Annotated in this window: 20 protein-coding genes and 2 riboswitches; of the genes, 14 read left to right on the top strand and 6 right to left on the bottom strand. The window is 35.8% G+C overall.

Going from position 1 to position 20,653, the window contains the following annotated elements; translation table 11 throughout:
- Window positions 1-138 precede the first annotated feature (138 nt).
- The 6 genes from phoU to glcK all read left to right on the top strand — a co-directional run bounded on the left by phoU (window position 139) and on the right by glcK (window position 5,707).
- Window positions 139-795, top strand: a complete 657-nt coding sequence (gene phoU / locus DN408_RS10495) for a phosphate signaling complex protein PhoU (RefSeq protein WP_002015145.1) — start codon at window positions 139-141, stop codon at window positions 793-795.
- A gap of 345 nt (window positions 796-1,140) precedes the next feature.
- Window positions 1,141-3,495 carry a sugar phosphate nucleotidyltransferase gene (locus DN408_RS10490; protein ID WP_078177906.1) on the top strand — a complete coding sequence of 785 codons (2,355 nt, stop codon included), beginning with the start codon at window positions 1,141-1,143 and terminating at the stop codon, window positions 3,493-3,495.
- A 70-nt stretch (window positions 3,496-3,565) separates the two neighbouring features.
- Window positions 3,566-3,715 carry a 50S ribosomal protein L33 gene (gene rpmG / locus DN408_RS10485; RefSeq protein ID WP_001265616.1) on the top strand — a complete coding sequence of 50 codons (150 nt, stop codon included), beginning with the start codon at window positions 3,566-3,568 and terminating at the stop codon, window positions 3,713-3,715.
- A gap of 105 nt (window positions 3,716-3,820) precedes the next feature.
- Entirely contained in the window at window positions 3,821-4,399 is a 579-nt protein-coding gene (locus tag DN408_RS10480) for a 5-formyltetrahydrofolate cyclo-ligase (RefSeq protein ID WP_002015142.1), read from the top strand.
- Window positions 4,400-4,503: 104 nt separating this feature from the next.
- Window positions 4,504-4,704, top strand: coding sequence for a YqgQ family protein (locus DN408_RS10475; protein WP_002015140.1), 201 nt, complete (start codon window positions 4,504-4,506; stop codon window positions 4,702-4,704).
- A 19-nt stretch (window positions 4,705-4,723) separates the two neighbouring features.
- Window positions 4,724-5,707, top strand: coding sequence for a glucokinase (gene glcK, locus DN408_RS10470; protein ID WP_002015139.1), 984 nt, complete (start codon window positions 4,724-4,726; stop codon window positions 5,705-5,707).
- Window positions 5,708-5,787: 80 nt separating this feature from the next.
- On the opposite strand, the gene DN408_RS10465 is transcribed toward glcK, so the two are convergent.
- Window positions 5,788-5,961 carry a DUF2759 domain-containing protein gene (locus DN408_RS10465; RefSeq protein WP_002015138.1) on the bottom strand — a complete coding sequence of 58 codons (174 nt, stop codon included), beginning with the start codon at window positions 5,959-5,961 and terminating at the stop codon, window positions 5,788-5,790.
- A gap of 170 nt (window positions 5,962-6,131) precedes the next feature.
- Here DN408_RS10465 and DN408_RS10460 point away from each other — a divergent pair, with 170 nt between their 5' ends.
- Both DN408_RS10460 and DN408_RS10455 read left to right on the top strand, forming a co-directional pair.
- Window positions 6,132-6,761, top strand: a complete 630-nt coding sequence (locus DN408_RS10460) for an MBL fold metallo-hydrolase (RefSeq protein ID WP_002129110.1) — start codon at window positions 6,132-6,134, stop codon at window positions 6,759-6,761.
- A 9-nt stretch (window positions 6,762-6,770) separates the two neighbouring features.
- Window positions 6,771-7,883 (top strand): class I SAM-dependent methyltransferase, encoded by a 1,113-nt coding sequence (locus DN408_RS10455; RefSeq protein WP_002129109.1) that lies wholly within the window; start codon window positions 6,771-6,773, stop codon window positions 7,881-7,883.
- A gap of 146 nt (window positions 7,884-8,029) precedes the next feature.
- On the opposite strand, the gene DN408_RS10450 is transcribed toward DN408_RS10455, so the two are convergent.
- The 4 genes from DN408_RS10450 to metI form a co-directional block, all read right to left on the bottom strand.
- Window positions 8,030-8,320, bottom strand: a complete 291-nt coding sequence (locus DN408_RS10450; protein ID WP_000894375.1) for an ArsR/SmtB family transcription factor — start codon at window positions 8,318-8,320, stop codon at window positions 8,030-8,032.
- A gap of 437 nt (window positions 8,321-8,757) precedes the next feature.
- Window positions 8,758-9,264: a cysteine hydrolase family protein gene (locus DN408_RS10445; protein WP_078178167.1), complete on the bottom strand. Its 507-nt coding sequence runs from the start codon at window positions 9,262-9,264 to the stop codon at window positions 8,758-8,760.
- Between the two features lie 172 nt (window positions 9,265-9,436).
- Window positions 9,437-10,600 (bottom strand): cystathionine beta-lyase, encoded by a 1,164-nt coding sequence (gene metC / locus DN408_RS10440; RefSeq protein WP_002165069.1) that lies wholly within the window; start codon window positions 10,598-10,600, stop codon window positions 9,437-9,439.
- Window positions 10,597-11,709 carry a cystathionine gamma-synthase/O-acetylhomoserine thiolyase gene (gene metI / locus DN408_RS10435; protein ID WP_002184958.1) on the bottom strand — a complete coding sequence of 371 codons (1,113 nt, stop codon included), beginning with the start codon at window positions 11,707-11,709 and terminating at the stop codon, window positions 10,597-10,599. The genes metC and metI overlap by 4 nt, the downstream gene beginning before the upstream one ends.
- Window positions 11,710-11,798: 89 nt before the next feature.
- A riboswitch (SAM riboswitch) is annotated at window positions 11,799-11,912 on the bottom strand.
- Window positions 11,913-12,114: 202 nt separating this feature from the next.
- A riboswitch (SAM riboswitch) is annotated at window positions 12,115-12,224 on the top strand.
- Between the two features lie 70 nt (window positions 12,225-12,294).
- Between metI and DN408_RS10430 the strand changes: the two genes are divergently transcribed.
- From DN408_RS10430 to DN408_RS10400, 6 genes are all read left to right on the top strand, one after another.
- The gene (locus DN408_RS10430; RefSeq protein WP_002129106.1) at window positions 12,295-14,127 is read left to right on the top strand and encodes a bifunctional homocysteine S-methyltransferase/methylenetetrahydrofolate reductase; all 1,833 of its coding nucleotides are present in this window, start codon (window positions 12,295-12,297) and stop codon (window positions 14,125-14,127) included.
- On the top strand, window positions 14,127-17,525 hold the full coding sequence (metH, locus tag DN408_RS10425; RefSeq protein ID WP_147740081.1) for a methionine synthase: 3,399 nt from the start codon (window positions 14,127-14,129) through the stop codon (window positions 17,523-17,525). The genes DN408_RS10430 and metH overlap by 1 nt, the downstream gene beginning before the upstream one ends.
- Window positions 17,526-17,543: 18 nt before the next feature.
- Window positions 17,544-18,602, top strand: a complete 1,059-nt coding sequence (locus DN408_RS10420; RefSeq protein WP_078178169.1) for an undecaprenyldiphospho-muramoylpentapeptide beta-N-acetylglucosaminyltransferase — start codon at window positions 17,544-17,546, stop codon at window positions 18,600-18,602.
- Between the two features lie 242 nt (window positions 18,603-18,844).
- Entirely contained in the window at window positions 18,845-19,087 is a 243-nt protein-coding gene (locus tag DN408_RS10410) for a DUF3966 domain-containing protein (RefSeq protein ID WP_085960924.1), read from the top strand.
- A gap of 97 nt (window positions 19,088-19,184) precedes the next feature.
- Window positions 19,185-19,562 (top strand): nucleoside 2-deoxyribosyltransferase, encoded by a 378-nt coding sequence (locus DN408_RS10405; RefSeq protein ID WP_002034029.1) that lies wholly within the window; start codon window positions 19,185-19,187, stop codon window positions 19,560-19,562.
- A gap of 108 nt (window positions 19,563-19,670) precedes the next feature.
- On the top strand, window positions 19,671-20,159 hold the full coding sequence (locus DN408_RS10400) for a hypothetical protein (protein ID WP_002015119.1): 489 nt from the start codon (window positions 19,671-19,673) through the stop codon (window positions 20,157-20,159).
- 36 nt (window positions 20,160-20,195) lie between these two features.
- Here the strand turns inward: DN408_RS10400 and DN408_RS10395 are convergent, their stop codons facing one another.
- Window positions 20,196-20,507 (bottom strand): hypothetical protein, encoded by a 312-nt coding sequence (locus DN408_RS10395; protein WP_002129099.1) that lies wholly within the window; start codon window positions 20,505-20,507, stop codon window positions 20,196-20,198.
- Window positions 20,508-20,653: the final 146 nt, after the last annotated feature.

Genomic DNA, 20,653 nt, shown 5'->3' with positions numbered 1-20,653 from the left:
AACAGAGGGCATTTCTCATTTTCACCTCATTTTAAATAGGGGAGTAATATTTCTCTTTTCTCAAGGCTTAATAAACATACAAGAGGCTGGGGAGGGGATTTATATAAAAGGGCACATAATATTGAGGGGGAAGAAACAATGGTAAGAGAACAGTTTCAATGTGATTTAAAAACGTTACAGCAAAAGGTGATCGAGCTTGGTGAGTTAGCAAGTGGAGCTTTATTGATTGCTATGGAAGGTCTTCACAACAGGGATGTAGAGAAAGCGTTAGAAGTCATTGATGGGGATTATCGCATGGATAATTTAGAAGAGGAAATAAATGACCTTGCGCTTATGCTTATTACAAAGCAGCAGCCTGTAGCAAGTGATTTAAGAAGAATTTTCATTTCAATTAAAACAGCGACAGATTTAGAACGTATTGCAGACCATGCTGTTAATATTGCGAAATCAACAATTCGTCTTGGTGAAAAAGAAGTGGTTGTTAGTTTGCATAATCTTGAGGAAATGTTTGAGATTGCTCATAAGATGTTAAATTTAGCATTAGAAGCATATGAGCAAGAAAATTTAACTTTTGCTAAACAAATTGCTGAAATGGATGATTCAGTTGATGAAATTTATGGGAAGGCGATTCGTGAATTTATTTCATCTATCCCTGGACAACCAGAAGCGATTACACAAATTACACAACTATCCTTTGTTGCAAGATATATTGAGCGTGTAGCAGACCATGTTACAAATATTGCCGAGAATGTATTTTATGTAGTAAAAGGAAAGCATTATTTATTGAATGAGTAGGGGGAAAAGTAGGTGATGAGAAATCACCTGCTTTTTTTAGTCAAAACATGACAAAAAAAGCTCGTTGTTTCCTTTAGTCTATGATGATAAGATGTATCATAATTAATGGGAAAATAAGTACATATATGTTAGTTACGTCTTATTAATTATTTTACCAAGTTAATGGTAAGCGCTTTCTTTTTGACGGGAGTTAAAAGGTACATTTATTTATAAAGTGAGGCTTTAATTAGTGGGGCTGTCTCTCGCTGATTGTTAGAGCATATCAAACCGGACTTTTACTGCAGTTAATGTGGGGTAAATGATATACGGAGTTCTTGAACATTATATAAGTGGAGGCTGAAGTATATGAAGGGGGTTATTTTAGCTGGAGGAAAAGGGAGACGCCTTAGACCATTAACATGTAATACTCCAAAACCGATGTTACCATTGTTAGAAAAACCAGTTCTTGAATATAATATTGAATTATTACGTCAGCATGGTATTCGTGAAATTGCAATTACAGTTCAATATATGAGTACTGCCATTAAGCAATACTTTGGTGATGGTAGTAAGTGGGGAGTTAACTTGTATTATTTTGAAGATTCTCCTCCGCTTGGAACAGCAGGGAGTATTAAGCAAGCGGAAAGTTTTTTAGATGAAACATTTGTTGTTATTAGTGGGGATGCACTAACTGACTTTCAATTATCAGAAGGAATTGCATTTCATGAACAGAAGAAGAGAATGGTAACGATGTTTGTGAAAGAAGTAGAAAACCCACTTTCATTTGGGTTAGTTGTAATGAATAAAGAACAAGAAATTATACGATATATAGAAAAGCCGAGCTGGAATGAGGTAGTTTCTAATATTGTGAATACAGGTATTTATATAATGGAGCCAGAAATCTTTTCTTACATACCATCCATGGAATTTTCGGATTTCAGTCATGATGTGTTTCCGTTATTGGCAAATAAAAATGCTTTATTTGCATATTTATCAGAAGACTATTGGCTAGATATTGGTACATTTGATCAATATCGGCAAGCTCAATTCGATTTGTTGACGAAAAAATTGAAGGTGCCTATTCCATATACAGAAGTATTACCAATGGTGTGGATGGGAGAAGGTGTAACGATAGGAAAAGGGACGAAAATTCATGGTCCTTCTTTTATTGGGGGAGGAGCAATGATTGGTGCAGGGGCTGTAATTGAACCGTACTCTATTATCGGGAAAAATAGTATCGTTTCAAGTTATTCTCATCTTCAAAAAAGCATCATTTTTGCAAACTCTCATATAGGGAAAAATTGTGAGTTGTTAGAAACAACAATAGGAGATCATACAATGGTCGAAGATGATGTTACACTTTTTCAAAAAAGTATTGTAGCGGATCATTGTCATATAGGGAAAAGTACAGTAATTAAGCAAAAAGGAAAAATATGGCCATATAAGGAGATAGATAGTCATTCGATAGTAGGTTCTGCCGGTGTTAAAGAGAGTGAAAAGAGTGCAGGATGGTTACAAAAAAGCCGGATTGTAGGAAGGGGTAATGTTGAAATTACTCCTCAATTTATTGTGAAAGTTGCAATGGCTTATGGATCTCTTTTTGCTAAAGGAGAGAGTATATTGATTGGAAGTCAGGAAAATATAGAAACAACTTCCTTTAAAAATTTATTCCTCCATGCCATTCATGGCAGCGGGATTCATACGATGGAATGTAAAGAAATGAATGAATCGCTTTTTCAGTATGCCATTCATAATTTGCAATGTGCAGGTGGAGTTTTCGTTCAAGTGGAAAGCGAAAGAGGAATTGTTATACAACTGTATGGCAAGGAGGGCTCGTTTTTAACGTATAAGCAGCAAAAAGCGATAGAACAAGTATATATGTCTGAGTCGTTTTATTACGCTTCTGAGAAAGAAATGGGGCGAAATAAGCTAGTTCACGTTTCTGTAAATAATTATGTAGAAGCTGTGTTAGAGCGTATTGATATTAAAACGATACAAAAACAGAAGTTTCATCTTCTTATTAATAAGAGAAATGATATGTTACAACATTTACTTATGATCTTTCTACAAAGGCTTGGATGCACAGTTACATGGATTTACGCGAGTGAACAAAAAGATCATGTGAAAGCTCTGATGAAATCGAGTAAAGCAAATATGGCGCTTATGTTTTCTGAACACGGAAATCGCTTCGAATTATATGACACTCACAGTAATATTTACCAAGGAACTGATTTTGAAGAAGTAGATATTCCAGATTTATTACTCGAATCAGCAGATAATGTTTACCCAATGTCTTTGAAATTAGGGGAATGTTATCTCCTCTTTTATATGCATAACGAAAAAAACTCTTTTCAATTAAGATGGAAACGAGATATTTTATATCGAATTGGAAAATTATTCGAATTAATAGCGTTGCAAGGAAAAACATTACTTAGCATAGCAGAGCAATCACCGCCACTGTATCTACTTTATGATGAAGTTGTATGTTCATGGAAGGAAAAAGGGAAAGTAATGAGGAAATTATTGGCCGATATGGAAAGAAAAGAAGAAGGTATATTTGAAGGGATACAGTTCAAATATACCGAAAAAGAGTGGTCTTATATCGTTTCTGATACAAAACAACCAAAAATTTTGGTGTATTCACATGCTAGAAACCCAGTAATAGCAAGGGAAAATATGAAAAATCTTATAGAAAAAATTAGACAATATCAAAAGGTGTAGAATTTTTATTTTAAAAGTGGTATTATAGTATAGTCTGATTTAAGTTATTAGTGACTGGAGGGAAATAAGAATGCGTGTGAATATTACTCTAGCATGTACAGAATGCGGAGATCGTAACTATATCTCAAAGAAAAATAAACGTAACAACGCTGAGCGTATCGAGCTTAAAAAGTATTGCAAGCGTGACAAGAAGTCTACGTTACACCGTGAAACAAAGTAAGCAGTGGGAATATTTTCCTACTGTTTCTTTTTTTTATGCGATTCCTACGTAAAAGTGATACACTATCTTCGTAGAGTAAAGTGTCACTGCAAGGGGGAAAAGTGTGTGAAAGAAGAGAAAATACGTTTACGCAAACAAATAATAGAACACATGAATTCTTTATCTGAAGAACAGTATACAACTTTATCGGAACAAATTGCAGTTTCGGTGTATGGACAAAAAGAGTGGGTTGAAGCTAAAACAATTGGAATCACTCTCTCGATGGAGCATGAAGTGAATACATATCCGATTATCGAAAAAGCTTGGGAAGAAGGAAAGAAAATTGTTGTTCCGAAGTGTAATAAAGGGACAAGAACGATGTCTTTTCGACAAATTAGTAATTTAAATCAATTAGAAACAGTATATATGAATTTACGTGAACCGATTCCAGCACTTACGGAAGAAGTGAATGCGTGTGAAATTGATCTTCTTATCGTGCCAGGAGTAGCTTATACACGCCGAGGAGAACGGATTGGATATGGCGGTGGCTACTATGATCGTTATCTCGTGCACTATAAAGGGAAAACGCTATCATTAGCTTATGATTTTCAAATTGTAAAACATATTCCGGTAGAGCCATTTGATAAAAATGTAGAAAAAATTATTACAGAAAAAGGAACAATGGTTATAAATGGGCTTGTATAGACAAATAAAAATTGACGAGACTTTTTCTTCTTGATTATAATAAAATATGTGAACGTTTTCTTATTATAATTTTTTTATAGTAAGTGAGCATAAAGGGTGATGAAATGATATCCATTTATGATATTCAGCAATTGCTAAAGAAATTTGGCACGATTATTTATACGGGTGATCGAATCGCTGATTTACAATTAATGCAAGATGAATTGCGTGAATTAAATCAATCACAGCTAATCGATCCACAAGACTATCAAACAGCTTTATTTTTGTTGAAGCAAGAAATTCAAAAAGAGATAAATAAGAAATAGATAAAGGTAGGTACGTAACATGGAAGAGAAATGGTTAGTTGGTGTTGACCTTGGTGGTACAACGATTAAATTAGCATTTATTAATGTGTACGGTGAAATTTTACATAAGTGGGAAATCCCTACGAATACAAATGAACAAGGAAAACATATTACACTTGATGTAGCGAAAGCTATTGATAAAAAGTTAGAAGAATTAGGTGAATTAAAAAGTAAGCTAATTGGTATTGGTATGGGAGCTCCTGGTCCTGTACATGTGGCATCTGGAATGATTTATGAAGCGGTTAATTTAGGATGGAAAAACTATCCGTTAAAAGATTTACTAGAAGTAGAAACGGGATTACCTGTTGTTATTGATAATGATGCAAACTTAGCGGCGCTTGGTGAAATGTGGAAAGGTGCCGGTGAAGGAGCAAAAGATTTAATTTGTATGACACTTGGCACTGGTGTTGGTGGTGGTGTTATCGCCAATGGTGAGATTGTACATGGTATAAGCGGTGCTGCTGGTGAGATTGGACATATTACGGTTGTTACAGAGAACGCTTTTCCATGTAATTGCGGGAAGTCGGGTTGTTTAGAAACGGTAGCCTCTGCAACAGGTATTGTGCGTGTTGCTATGCAACAAATACAAGAGACAGCTAAAGAAAGTGTTTTACGTTCTATGTTAGCAGAAGAAGGGCTTATTACATCAAAAGATGTGTTTGAAGCGCTTGGACAAGGTGACGAACTAGCAGGTGAAGTAGTGGAAAAAGTAGCTTCTTATTTAGGATTAGCTGTAGCGAACCTTGCTAGTACGTTGAACCCAGAGAAAATCGTAATTGGTGGTGGCGTATCTAAAGCTGGAGACGCACTATTAGAGCCAATTCAACGTTACTTCGAGCAATATGCTTTCTCTCGTGCTGTAAAGAGCACAAAGTTAGCAATTGCAATACTTGGTAATGATGCAGGTGTAATTGGAGGAGCGTGGCTTGTAAAAAAGCACAAATACGAGGCGAAGATGATATAAGTTGTGAATAATGAAAAGAGGAAGGGGCCCCCTTCCTCTTTTTATGCAAGATCTTGTTGGAGAATAAAAATGTAAATGGATTAAGCTGTTGGTGGGTACCCATTATATAGAACAGTCATGATTGTAAACCATCCGAAAACAAGTACGGTTGCAATAGCGAAGCCGCCCGCGAATAAGTTTTTTTCGCGAAGTGTTCTAAGCGTAGCAAATACAGCTAACAGAGTGACTAGCGTAAAAATAATAACAAGGCCCATACAATATCCTCCTCTGTCTACTCATTCCTTAGAATGAGTTTTTAGAATATTTACTCTTTTATATTGTACATGTTTTAAAAATGATTGTCGAGATAACACGCCTTCTTTTCCTAAGAGAAAGAAATGTTGTATCATTAAAAGTAAATTAAATAACTGGAGGAGATTTTCATATGAAATGGATACAAATGCCTTTAGGCCCATTACAAACAAATGCTTATATTTTAACGAATGATCAAAATGAGTGTATTATTTTTGATCCTGGTCATGAAGGAGAGAAACTTGTTACATATTTACAGGAAGCGCAGTTAAAGCCACTTGCGGTTTTATTAACACATGCTCACTTTGATCATATTGGTGCTGTTGATGCCGTGAGAGACGCTTTTCATATTCCGGTATACGTACACAAAGAAGAAGCGGATTGGTTAGGAGATGCAACTGTGAATGGCTCGCAAATTTTTATGATGAACCGCAGTATTACAGCGAAACCAGCAGATCATATTATCGATGCAGAGGGTACATTAACGATTGGTTCTTTTAGTTTTGAAATTTTTGAGACACCAGGACATTCTCCAGGAAGTATTTCTTATTACAGTAAAGCAGCGAATGCTGTATTTTCTGGTGATGTATTATTCCAAATGAGCATCGGAAGAACAGATTTGCCTGGCGGAAGCTTTGCTGAATTAATTGGAAGTATTGAAGAGAAGCTATTTGTATTACCAGATGAAACAGCAGTGCTATGTGGACACGGTCCAGAAACAAGTATTGGATTTGAAAAAGAAAATAATCCATTTTTACAATAAGGAGTCATTATGGGGATGGAGCTCATTTTAAGAGAATGGATGGAAAAAGAAAAGGATCATTCGATTTCATATAGTACGTATATGAACCTCGCATTATATGCAGAGGGACATGGGTATTATATGAGAGAACGTGAAAAAATTGGCAGACGGGGAGATTTTTTTACGAGTAGCAATGTATCCTCTGTATTTGCGAAGACTTTTGCTAAGTTTTTTATTCGGCTTGTTGAAAAGGGAGAAGTTTCTCCAAATATTTGTGAGATTGGTGGGGGAACAGGAAAGTTTGCCTATGATGTTTTACAAGAATGGAAACAATTATCTCCGGAAACCTTTATCAATTTAAACTATTCAATTATTGAAGTGAGCCCTTTTCATAGAAGATTGCAGCAGGAGAGGCTTTGCTCAGTTGATAATGTATCCTATTATACATCTTATATTGAAATGGGAGAGTCTTTCGAAGGAATTATTTTTTCGAATGAATTATTTGATTCGTTTCCTGTTGAAATAGTTGAGAAAAGAAATGGAATTTTGTATGAAGTACGTATCACGTATACAGATGAGGGGAACCTTACAGAAATATTTAGACCGATTGAGAAAAGAATCGGTCGTTACTTATTGAAATATAACATTCATATTGCGGAGGGACAGCGCTTTGAAGTGCCTATTGCAATGGAAGAGTATATAGAAGAGATTACGAAATGGTTTCAGAAAGGTATATGTATTACAGTTGATTATGGATATACAAAAGAAGAATGGATGCATCCTGCACATCAAGAAGGAAGTTTACGAGGATACTATCAGCATGAGCTAATACGGAATCCTCTAGAGCATCCAGGTGAAATGGATCTTACGACTCATATTCATTGGGATGAGCTGAAGGAGATTTTTAGCCTCCAAGGAATGGGTGCAGTATGGCATAAGAAGCAATCTGAATTTTTGTTAGCGGCAGGAATATTAGAACAGCTTACGAGTCATCAAGATACGAATCCATTTTCTGAAACTCAAAAACGAAATCGAGCAGTTCGTTCTATGATTTTGAACGGAGGCTTAGGAAGTGCTTTTGATGTTGTTATACATACGAAAGATATGAAGAATTTACATTTGAATCAATATTTAACAATATGAAAAAAAACAAGACACAGTATAATTCTGTGTCTTGTTTTTTAATACGACTTATGTAGTATTATATATTTCCTCTCATGATATATATTTATATTAAAGATATGAGATGAAAAATATAGAATACGTTCTTTTTCTCCGTCTATTAGTCCCTAACCTAATAATACGCGAACGAGTTGAATAATTGTTTCATTTTCTACTTTGTAGTAAATTTCTAATCCTTTTCTTTCACTAGAAACGATTTTAGCACTTTTTAACTTTGCTAAATGCTGTGAAATTGTAGATTGTGGCATGTTTAAGCCTGTGTACATTGTAGAAACATTGCTTGGGCCACGTTCAATTAATCCTTTTACAATACATAAGCGAACAGGATGAGCAAGCACTTTCAATAATTCTGCATTGCTTTCATATAGTTCTATTTCTTTTTGAAAGGTTTCTAACATGTTCTTTTCCACCTCCGTGTGAGCTGTTATACCATACTATACATACCAAAAATTTAAAGAAAAGAAAATAGTTGTTGCAGAAAAAGAGTCCTAAAGTAAAGAAATTGTAAGAAAAGAGACCCTGATGTAAATAAAATAGATAAATTAGCACAGTTTTGTAAAATGACATTTTTGGGTGAAAATTTTGATGCGTTTCAAAAATTGAAAGATATAGATATATTCGTAACACAATTTTATCATGATTTTCTTATTCTTTCAAATGAATATACAAAATTTTTAAAATAATATGACAAAGGAATTATAATGTTATATATAGAATATAAAACAGGTTAAAAGAAGTTGATTATAATCAGCTTCTTTATAATGGTGATAATGAAATATTTGAGTGTAGCTGATAAATCTTAGAATGATCAAACCATTAGTCATTTATTCTAGAGTTAATCTTGTATCAATTTTAAAAATCTGTGATTCCATATATTCTCATAAAAATTAATTGTCTCTTTTGCGGACATAAATGGATTATTTAATGTAGAGGTTGTTTTCTGTACCATGAAGTTTTTGTATCCTAGTCCATGGGCAAATTTAATCGTAGCATCCATACAGTACTCTGTTTGGGCACCACAAAATTCAATATGATGTACAGATAATTGTTCTAAAATCTCTTTTAAGTTCGTTTTATAAAATGAATTTGCATGTGTTTTTCTTACAAAAAAATCTTGTTCTTGAACATCTAGATTGGTATGAATAGCCCAAAGTTCGTTTTCGGGTACCAAATCATCATCACAATGTTGAACAAAAATGATTGGTTTATTTGATTTTCTGTATGAAGAAATTCTTTTATTTACTTTTGTAAGTAAATTTTGTAAATCGAATAAATGCTCTTTGCTATAGCATACCCCATTTTGTAAATCGATAACGATTAAAATATCTGCACAAGTATCCATTATTTTTACCCCTTTTTTTATTTCTTAATATATCAATTAATCCATTACTTGGAAATAGATAATGCATTTTTATTTTTTTATGGACTATAACAGAAAGAGAAGCATTAAAATGAATATGCTAGACAGCATAAAAAGAAGATATAAAAACTTAATTTCATATCTTCTTTTCTCTCTATGCATTAATAGGTTCTTCGACATAAGAAAGAGCATTTTCGAAATCGGATATTAAATCGTTAACATTTTCAAGACCAACCGATAAACGAAGTAATGAATTGGAAATCCCTCTTTCATCACGTGCTTCCTGTGATAAAGCTGCATGTGACATTTTTGCTGGATATGAAAGAATAGATTCAACAGCTCCTAGACTAACCGCAAAAACGGGTAGTTTAACTTTTGATAAAAATTGGCGCAGTGCATCTTCGGATTGTAAGGTGAAAGATAAAACAGCCCCAGCTGATGTTGCTTGAGTTTGTTGAATACTATAGCCAAGATGTGATTGTAATCCAGGGTAATAGACATTTTGAACTTTAGAGTGCTCTTGTAAAAAATGTGCGATTTTGTTGGCACCTGCAGCTGAATGTTCGAGACGTACATGCAATGTTTTAATGCCGCGAAGCACGAGAGAACAGTCTTGCGGTCCTAAAATAGCGCCGAATGCATTTTGTAAAAATCCAAGTTTTTGAGCGAGTTCGGCATCTTTTACAACTGCTAATCCGGCAGTAACATCACTATGACCGGCAATGAATTTTGTGGCACTATGAAGAACGACATCGGCGCCAAGGTCAAGTGGCTTCTGGAATAGTGGTGTCAAAAATGTATTATCAACAAATGTAAGAGCACCAATAGATTTTGCGAGTTTAGAAACCTCGCGAATATCTGTCACTTTTAAAAGTGGGTTAGATGGTGTTTCTACATAAAAGAGCTTCGTATTCGGTTTGATATTTTGTTTTATTGCCTCTAAATTGGTCATATCAACAAATGTATGTGAAACACCGTAACGAGAGAGAACTTCAGTTATAATTCGGTAAGTGCCTCCATATACATCTTCTGAAATAAGAACATGGTCACCTTGTGAAAGAAGGAGAAATGCAGTAGAAATGGCTGCAATGCCTGATGCAAAGGCAAATCCTTTTGTCCCGCCTTCTAATAAAGCAATGATATCTTCAAGAGCTTCACGTGTTGGATTTCCAGATCTACTATAGTCATACTTTCCAAAAGCATCTACATCAAACTGATGGAATGTTGATGTGTTATAGATGGGAACGTTAACAGCTCCTGTGTGTGAGTCATGCTTGTATTGATTATGCAGTAAAAGCGTATCTATGGAATAACTCATATTCTTACACCTTCTTTTACAATTTTAATTGCTTGCTTTAAGTCTTGAATTAAGTCGTTGCTATTTTCGATGCCGACTGAAAAACGGAGAAGACGATTACAAACACCACGTGCTGTTCGAACATCTTCTGGAATGTCGGCATGAGTTTGCGTTGCTGGATAAGTCATTAAACTTTCGACACCGCCAAGACTTTCAGCAAATGTAATTAAGGATAAAGATTGTAAGAAAGGATTAATCCAAGTTTCATCTTGAAGGCGAAATGAAATCATACCACCTCTTCCTGGATAAAATACATCTGTCACACCATCTTCATCATTTAAATAAGCAACAATTGCATGGGCGTTTTCTTCATGCTGTTTCATGCGAAGTGCTAAAGTCTTCATGCCTCGAATTAATAGCCATGAATCAAACGGGCTTAAGACAGCACCAGAGGCATTATGATAATGAGCAAGCTCCTCGCAAAGAGATTTCCCTTTCGCAACGACAAGTCCGCTTAGTACATCGTTATGACCGCCTAAATATTTAGTTGCGCTGTGAAGGACGATGTTTGCACCTTCTGTTAATGGTTGCTGTATATAAGGTGTATAGAACGTGTTATCTACAATGAGAAGTAGTCCGTGCCTTTTCGCTACACTTGCTACACTTACGATATCAGTTACTTGCATTAATGGATTAGTCGGTGTTTCTATGAAAATAGCCTTCGTTTGAGATGTGATTGCTTGCTCAATTTGTTTAATAGATTGTGTATCTACGTATCTACATCGAATATTCCACTTGTCTTCATGTTCGGAAAATAGACGATATGTTCCCCCGTATAAGTCTTCAGATACGATAAGCTCATCTCCGGAACGGAATAGTGAAAGGACAAGGAGAACAGCCGCCATTCCTGAACTACAGGCATACCCTTGCTCACCGCTTTCTAAGTCTGCAATTGCCTGTTCTAAAAGACCGCGAGTCGGATTTCCAGTTCTTGAATAGTCAAAGCCAGTAGATTTACCAATTCCTTCGTGACGATAAGCAGTTGAGAAATAAACAGGTGGATTAACAGTTCCTGTTGTAGTTTCGCTACGGTTCCCGATTTGTGCTAGTTTTGTTTCGATTGTTGACATGTGAAAATTCCCCCTTTTTAAAGTGAACGACTAAGTGAAAATAAAAAAAGCCTTCTAAGAAGAAGGCTTTCGGATTGAATAGAGTCTTCTTCTCATCTGTCAAATCTTTCACAATTTGCTGGAATTAGCACCTTATTAACGAATGAATGTTAATGGTTGCTGAGGCGTCAAAGGGCCAGTCCCTCTACCTCTCTAGATAAGAATGTTCGTATGAAATTTTATTATGGTTTTAACTTTACAACAAAAGATAATTGAATTGCAACTTTATTTCAAATAATTTTTATTTTTCCGCAAGTGTCATTGACTTTTATTTTAGTGCGTGCTAAATTTATAAAAAATTAACAAACATTGTTAAAAGGGGAACGTATTTCCTTTTAGCTACATAAATAAAATAATAAAGACAAACTCTTATTGAGAGCGGTGGAGGGAAAGGCCCTGTGAAACCCGGCAACCTTCAAACTAAATGTTTGAAACGGTGCTAAAACCTGCAAAACGTGTGTTTTGCATAATAAGAGGAGGAACAATTATGTCCCCCTCTTCAAAGTGAAGAGGGGGTTTTTATATTGATAGAAATGAGGGAGATTCGTGAAATTACTAGATTTATTATCAAAAGGAATTGTAATAGGTGATGGTGCGGTTGGAACGTTATTACATTCGCATGGTTTACAAAGTAGTTTTGAAGAATTGAATTTGTCTGATCCGGACTTAATTATATCGATCCATAAACAATATGTAGCTGCTGGAGCGGATGTTATTCAAACGAATACGTATGGTGCGAATGAAGCGAAACTCCGCATGTATGGTCTAGAGAATCAAGTTGTCCAAATTAATAAAGCGGCAGTGAATATTGCGAAAGCATCAGTAACAGATCGGAATGCAATTTTAGGGACAATTGGAGGTATGAAACATATTGGTGCTGTTACAACGACTGATATAGAGCGAGAATTTATGTTACTTGAGCAGGCAGGTGCTTTACTAGAAGAACAGGTTGATGGATTACTATTAGAAACTTTTTATGATGAATTTGAATTATTGCATGCCGTTAAAGTATTGCGTAAACAAACGAGTATTCCGATTGTTGCTCAGTTAGCGTTACATGAGGCAGGTACGACTCAAAATGGGAATGATGTCAATGAAATATTAAAACAGCTTTTGGATTACGGTGCCAATGTTGTTGGATTGAACTGTCAATTAGGGCCACTTCATATGACGGAAGCTTTCAAAATGATATCGATTCCTCAAAATGGCTATTTATCAGCATATCCGAATGCAGGTCTCCCGAATTATGTGGAAGGGCGTTACGTATATGAGGGAAGTCCAGCGTATTTTGAAGAGATGACACCGAAATTTATTGAACAAGGTATTCGTTTATTAGGTGGTTGTTGTGGTACTACCCCGGAACATATTGAAGGAATGAAACGTGCTATTGCAAATGTTGCACCTGTAATAGCAAAGGAGACGATTCAAAGGCCTAAAGTGGTCCATACACATGAGAAGCGTTCGAGAGCTCATGTTACTCTAGCAGAAAAGGCAAAGAAACAAACGACAGTTGTAGTGGAATTAGATCCACCGAAAACGTTAGACACGCAGCGTTTTTTTGAAGGGGCAAGAGCACTGAAAAGGGCTGGAGCGGATGCTATTACTCTAGCAGATAATTCATTAGCATCTCCTCGTGTTTCGAATATGGCTATGGGTGCATTATTAACGAAGCATGATATTCCAGTATTGACGCATTTAACGTGTAGAGACCATAACGTCATTGGACTACAGTCTCACTTACTTGGATTATCAGCATTAGGTATGGAGGAAGTGCTAGCTTTAACTGGTGATCCAGCGCGCGTTGGTGATTTCCCAGGTGCAACTTCTGTATATGATTTGTCATCGATAGAGCTCATTAAAATGATTAAAGAGATGAACGACGGTCGCTCTATTTTAGGGAAATCAATTGGTCCGGCAACAAGATTTTCTGTCGGAGGTGCATTCAATCCTCATGTAAGGCATTTAAAAGCAGCGGTCAAGCGAATGGAACGAAAAATTGATGCTGGTGCTGAATATTTCTTAACGCAGCCGATATATGATGTTGCTTTAATAGAAGAAGTATATGAAGCGACAAAGCATTTGGAACAACCTATCTTTATTGGAATTATGCCGTTAGTAAGTAAGCGGAATGCAGATTTTCTTCATTTTGAAGTGCCGGGTATTACTCTCCCTGAAGAGATAAGACAAAGAATGGATGGACATGAAACGAAAGAGGCAGCCATAGAAGAAGGGATTCGTATTTCACAAGAGTTGATCGATGCGGCGATGAAATACTTTAACGGTATTTATCTTATTACACCGTTTTTAAAATATGAAATTACAGAACATCTCGTGAAATATGTGAGAGAAAAGCAAGAAGTGAAAGAAGGTATTAATTGATGAAACGAATAGAAGAGAGATTACAACATGAAATTTTAATATTAGATGGTGCAATGGGAACGATGATCCAGCAAGAAGACTTAACAGCGGAAGATTTTGGAGGAGAAGAATACGAAGGTTGTAATGAATATTTAGTAAAAACAAGACCGGATGTTATTTTAAATATTCATAAAGTCTACATTGAAGCTGGAGCAGATATTATTGAAACGAATACGTTTGGTGCAACAAATATTGTATTAAGTGATTATGCATTGTCTCATTTAGATGAAGAGTTAAACGAAAGGGCAGCGCTTGTGGCGAAGCAAGCGGTTAAAGAAAGTGGGAAAGAAGTGTATGTTGCGGGAGCGATGGGACCAACGACGAAAGCGATTAGTGTTACAGGTGGTGTGACTTTTGAAGAGTTAATTGAAGCCTATACAAGGCAAGCGAGAGGACTATTAAGAGGAGAAGTTGATGTATTACTCGTTGAAACGAGTCAAGATATGCGTAATGTGAAAGCTGCGTACATTGGAATTCAATCGGCGTTTGAAGAACTAAACAAAATAGTACCTATTATGATTTCTGGAACAATTGAACCGATGGGAACGACTTTAGCGGGTCAAACGATCGAAGCCTTTTATTTATCGGTAGAGCATATGAAGCCATTATCGGTTGGATTAAACTGTGCTACTGGTCCAGAATTTATGAGGGAACATATACGTTCCCTATCTGATTTATCGGAGTGTTATATTTCGTGTTATCCAAACGCTGGTCTTCCTGATGAAGATGGGCATTATCACGAATCTCCAGCGTCACTTGCTGAAAAAGTAAAACGTTTTGCTGAAGAAGGATGGATTAATATTATTGGTGGTTGTTGTGGCACAACACCAGAACATATACGTGTAATGAAATCGGCGCTTGCCTCGATTAATCCTCGTGAGCATCATGAAAGGGTTGGGCATGGAATTAGTGGACTAGAAGCGTTGCAATACGATGATTCTATGAGGCCTTTATTTGTTGGAGAAAGAACGAATGTAATTGGATCGCGTAAGTTTAAAAGATTAGTAGCAGAAGGGAAATTTGAAGAGGCTGCTGAAGTGGCAAGAGCGCAAGTGAAGAAAAATGCTCATATTATTGATATTTGTATGGCAGACCCTGATCGTGATGAAATAGAAGATATGGAAAGATTCTTGGCAGAAGTTACGAAAGTGTTAAAAGTACCGATTATGATTGATTCAACAGATGAAAATGTTATGGCGAAAGCTCTTACTTATATTCAAGGAAAAGGTGTTATCAATTCTATTAATTTAGAGGATGGAGAAGAACGTTTTGAAAAAGTGACACCCCTTCTTCGGAAATACGGTGCTGCGATAGTTGTAGGGACAATTGATGAAGATGGTATGGCAGTTAGTGCAGAAAGAAAGATAGAGATTGCTAAAAGAAGCAATGAATTACTAACGAAAAAGTATGGTATACGCCCATCTGATATTATTTTTGATGCGCTTGTGTTTCCTGTAGGAACAGGTGATGAAGAATATATAGGTTCAGCGGCAGCGACTATAGAAGGAATTCGTCTTATTAAAGAAGCGTTACCAGAATGTTTAACGATTCTAGGTGTGAGTAATATATCTTTTGGTTTACCACCAGCTGGACGTGAAGTATTAAACTCTGTCTTTCTATATCATGCAACGAAAGCAGGATTAGATTATGCGATTGTTAATACGGAAAAATTAGAACGCTATGCGTTAATTCCAGAGGAAGAAAAACGTCTTGCGGATGCATTATTATTTGAAACGACGAAAGAGACGTTAGAAAAATTTACAAACTTTTATCGTGTTGCCAAAAAGAAAGATGTCGTTATACAAGAAACGCTAACACTTGATGAACGACTGGCAAATTATATTGTAGAAGGTACGAAGCAAGGACTACAAGAAGATCTAAGTCTCGCGCTTACAGAAGGACGAAAACCTCTGGATATTATTAACGGGCCGCTTATGACAGGAATGGATGAGGTGGGGCGATTATTTAATGGTAATGAGCTTATCGTTGCTGAAGTATTGCAAAGTGCTGAAAGTATGAAAGCTGCCGTAAGTTATTTAGAGCCACATATGGAATCTAGTGAGAGTGCAAAAAAAGGGAAAGTATTATTAGCGACTGTTAAAGGAGACGTACATGATATTGGGAAAAACCTTGTTGAAATTATTTTATCAAATAACGGATATGAAATTATTAATTTAGGAATTAATGTTCGTTCGGATCGAATTGTTCAAGAAGTACAAGAAAAGAAACCTGATATTATTGGCCTTTCTGGTTTGTTAGTAAAATCAGCGCAACAAATGGTAACGACTGCTGAAGATTTAAAATCAGCGAATATTGATATTCCAATTGTTGTAGGTGGTGCAGCACTAACGAGGAAATTTACAGATAATCGTATTTCTCCATCTTATAAAGGGCTCGTATGTTATGCAAGTGATGCAATGACAGGTCTTGATATTATTAACAAATTACAAAAAGAAGAAGAACGTGAAAAGATGAAGCGAGATAAAAAGGAACGCTATCTTCATATTGTGAAACAAGAGGAGAAAAAAATAGAAATTCCCGCAGTTATTGAGCCGTTGCCAAAAGCAACTGTTATAGTGCCAGATTCGACGAAACGAGTTGTATTACGGGATATTCCTGCCCTTCATCTTGCACCGTTTTTAAATAGACAAATGTTAATTGGACACCATCTTGGGTTAAAAGGAAACGTAAAAAAACTCTTGCAAGAAGGGGATAAAAGAGCACATGAGCTAAATGATTTAATTGATGAATTATTACAAGAAGGACAATCTTGGTTACGCCCAAAAGCGGTGTATCAATTTTTCCCGGCGCAAAGTGATGGACAAAATATAATTATATACGATCCGGAAGATCACACACGTATTATAGAGCGATTTGAATTTCCGAGACAAGGGAAAGCACCATACCGTACTTTAGGAGATTATATACGCCCGATTGGAGATGAGATGGATTATGTCGCTTTCTTATCTGTTACCGTTGGAGAAGGGGTTCGAGATATTGCAGAGGAATGGAAGGCGAAGGGAGATTATTTACGCAGTCATGCGATTCAGTCGTTAGCACTTGAATTAGCAGAAGGACTTGCTGAAAAAACACATATGCTCATTCGTGATCGTTGGGGAATTCCAGATTCGCCTGAATTGACGATGGAAGAGAGATTCCGTACAAAATATAGAGGAATACGCGTATCATTTGGTTATCCAGCATGCCCAGAACTTGCTGATCAAGAAAAATTATTTCGCTTAATTCATCCAGAAGAAATAGGTATTTCATTAACAGAAGGATTTATGATGGAGCCAGAAGCGTCTGTAACGGCTATGGTATTTTCTCACCCTGAGGCAAGGTATTTTAGTGTACTATAGTGTAGAAGGGGGAGACGTATGAAAAAAATAGTCTTTACAGGTGGCGGTTCGGCCGGGCATGTAACACCTAATTTAGCAATTATTCCACATTTACAAAAGCAGAACTGGGATATCTCTTATATTGGTTCTCATCAAGGGATTGAGAAAACGATTATAGAAAAAGAAGGAATCCCATACCATAGTATTGCAAGCGGGAAGCTACGTCGTTATTTTGATTTGAAAAATATAAAAGATCCTTTTCTCGTGATGAAGGGTGTTATGGATGCGTACGTAACAATTCGTAAACTAAAACCGGATGTTATTTTTTCAAAAGGTGGTTTCGTATCCGTACCAGTCGTAATAGGAGGGTGGCTAAATAGGGTGCCAGTTTTATTACATGAATCTGATATAACACCTGGACTAGCAAATAAAATTGCGCTCCGTTTTGCCTCGAAAATATTTGTTACATTTGAAGAAGCAGCGAAACATTTACCGAAAGAAAAAGTAATATATACAGGATCGCCTGTACGTGAAGACGTACTAAGAGGAAATCTTGAAAAAGGTTTAAAGTTTCTAGGGTTTTCCCGGAAGAAATCAGTTATTACTGTTATGGGAGGAAGTTTAGGCGCAAAGAAAATTAATGAAACGGTTCGATCGGCACTTCCAGATCTTCTGAAAAATTATCAAATTGTGCATCTTTGCGGAAAAGGAAATCTTGATGAATCCTTACAAAATAAAGAAGGATATAGACAATTTGAATATGTACATGAAGAGTTGCCGGATATATTAGCAGCAACAGATTTTGTTATTTCACGTGCGGGATCCAACGCGATTTTTGAATTTTTAACAATGCAAAAGCCGATGGTTTTAATTCCGTTATCGAAATTTGCAAGCCGTGGAGATCAAATTTTAAATGCTGAATCCTTTAAAAGACAAGGGTATGCATCGGTATTATATGAAGAGGATGTAACGGTGAACTCACTTATAAAGCATATAGAAGAGCTATCTCATAATAATGAGACGTATAAAACAGCATTAAAAAAATATAATGGAAAAGAAGCGATTAAAACTATCATTCAACATATTTCAGAGGCATGATTAAACAATCATGTCTTTTTTAGTAGGATGAAAGATTCCAAGAATTGATATTTTTATGTTACAATAAAGTGAAACTTTAATCAGTGGGGGGTTCATCCCCACTGATTATTAGTTGAACCAATCGGGCTTTTACGGGCAGTTAATCCCACACCTAACTTCTTTGTTTTCGTTGAATTTTGAGGTGGGGGTCTTACTGCCCGTTAATGCGGGGTAACAAATGGTTAATAGGGAAATTCCAATTGATTAAGCGTGAAAATACGAATGGATTAGGAGTGACTGTGTTGGAGCTAAGTCTCTATGAAAATACTGCACTTATTATATGCTTTGTGTTGTACGTTGGTAGTGTTATTGTTTATATTTCACGGAAATTTTCACAAGAACGAGAGCTTGAAAAATCAGAAATAACAGCTGAACTAGAAATGTTAGCTGATGAAAGTTATAAAAAACAAAAAATAAAAGAAGATCATGAGGCACCCCATCATTGAAACGCAAATAAGTTCTAAGGATGGGGATTTTTTTTGAAAAAATCCCATTAACGCTAAAAAAGGAGTTTCCCCATACATATTTAAGGAGTGAATATAAATGAAATTTTATATTGCTTCAGGATTTCAAAATAAACATCTTGTTCGTTTCGTATCAAGCCAGTTGAAAGAAGTGGGATGGCAGCATACATATGATTGGACGAAAAATGAAAGAGCAACCAATAGAGAACAATTGCAAAAGATTGGTGAAGAAGAACAAGAAGCGATACGAGAAGCTGATGTTTTCTTACTCATACTAGAGGGTGGGAATGGAAGTCATACAGAATTAGGGATGGCAATTGCTTTAGAAAAGAAAATTTATATATATCACAAGGGCAATGAGTTGCAAACGACATTCTACCATTTACGAGAAGTTGATATTTTCGAAGGAGAAATTGAGGGGCTTGTCTCATATATATTAAATAAAGTGGAATGTTAGACGTGGGAATGCAGCGAGAAATATTTCTTGCAAAAAAAGAGTGAAGGTTACCATTAGGCTATTTTGGGCACAGTTATTATAAGTAAAGCATATAAAGGAGTTATAAATATGAAATTAGAAAATGGATGGGAAACAAGTTTTTTAGAGGTTGTACAAAACAGTGAATTTAAGAAAGATGCAATTCTTAGTCAATTGCTTTTTGCGGATAGTGAAGAAGTAGAAGAGCTTGTTGATGATTACGGTTATGAAGAGATTATTGAACGCGAACATGATGATGAGTTAGCAGGAATTTTAGGAGAAGAACTTTTCAGTGAGCTGGAGCGAAACGTATTCTTATCTCCACAGCCAGAAGAAAAACTTATTTCATTCGTAAATGGATTAGGTTTTCATGTGTTAGATTGGATTGTGCTTCTTGAAACAGAATTTGGCATTGATAGCGCAAACTTCACATCGGATGCAGTGAAAATGTTAGAAAAGCGCTTTAGACAGTTTCCCTATATAGAAGAGAAGACAATTTTTGATATGACGTTTGAAGAAGCGATGGATGTATTAGAATCTGTTACAGGATTACAGCTGAAGGGGAAAATGAACGTATAATGAAAAAGAACGTGATAGCTTCACGTTCTTTTTTTTTTACATAATAATAATTTTATCATCTAGCTTTGTTTGTCCAGTAAGAAGTGCATTTAAATACTCTACTTTTCGTATGCAAGCTTGTATATGTCTTTCAACCTCTTGTAACTCTGCTTGGTGATGCGTTTCAATTGGATGAATTTGTACGTTAAATTTTTCGAATTGACTACTATATGTTATTTCTGCATAGCCGCTCATAATATCGGTTTCGTTATGAAATAAAAATTGCTTTGTTTCTTCACAGAATGATACATCCTGAAAGCCATATACTTTTAATGCTTCAATTACTTTGTTAATCATGTTTGTATTCATTTTTTAACCCTCTTTACGAAGTTCTACTTTTATATTATAACATAAAAAATTACGTAGAAAGCGCTTCCAAGTGTATTTTATTATAAACTTTACGTTTCAATCATAAAAATGAAACAAAGAAAAAATAATTGTAAAGAAGGAAGGAC

The organism is Bacillus sp. AR13-1, from assembly GCF_008042285.1.
Lineage (GTDB): Bacteria > Bacillota > Bacilli > Bacillales > Bacillaceae_G > Bacillus_A > Bacillus_A mycoides.
The sequence above is the reverse complement of the archived record's forward strand: the minus strand, read 5'-3'. Positions and strand labels throughout refer to the sequence as shown.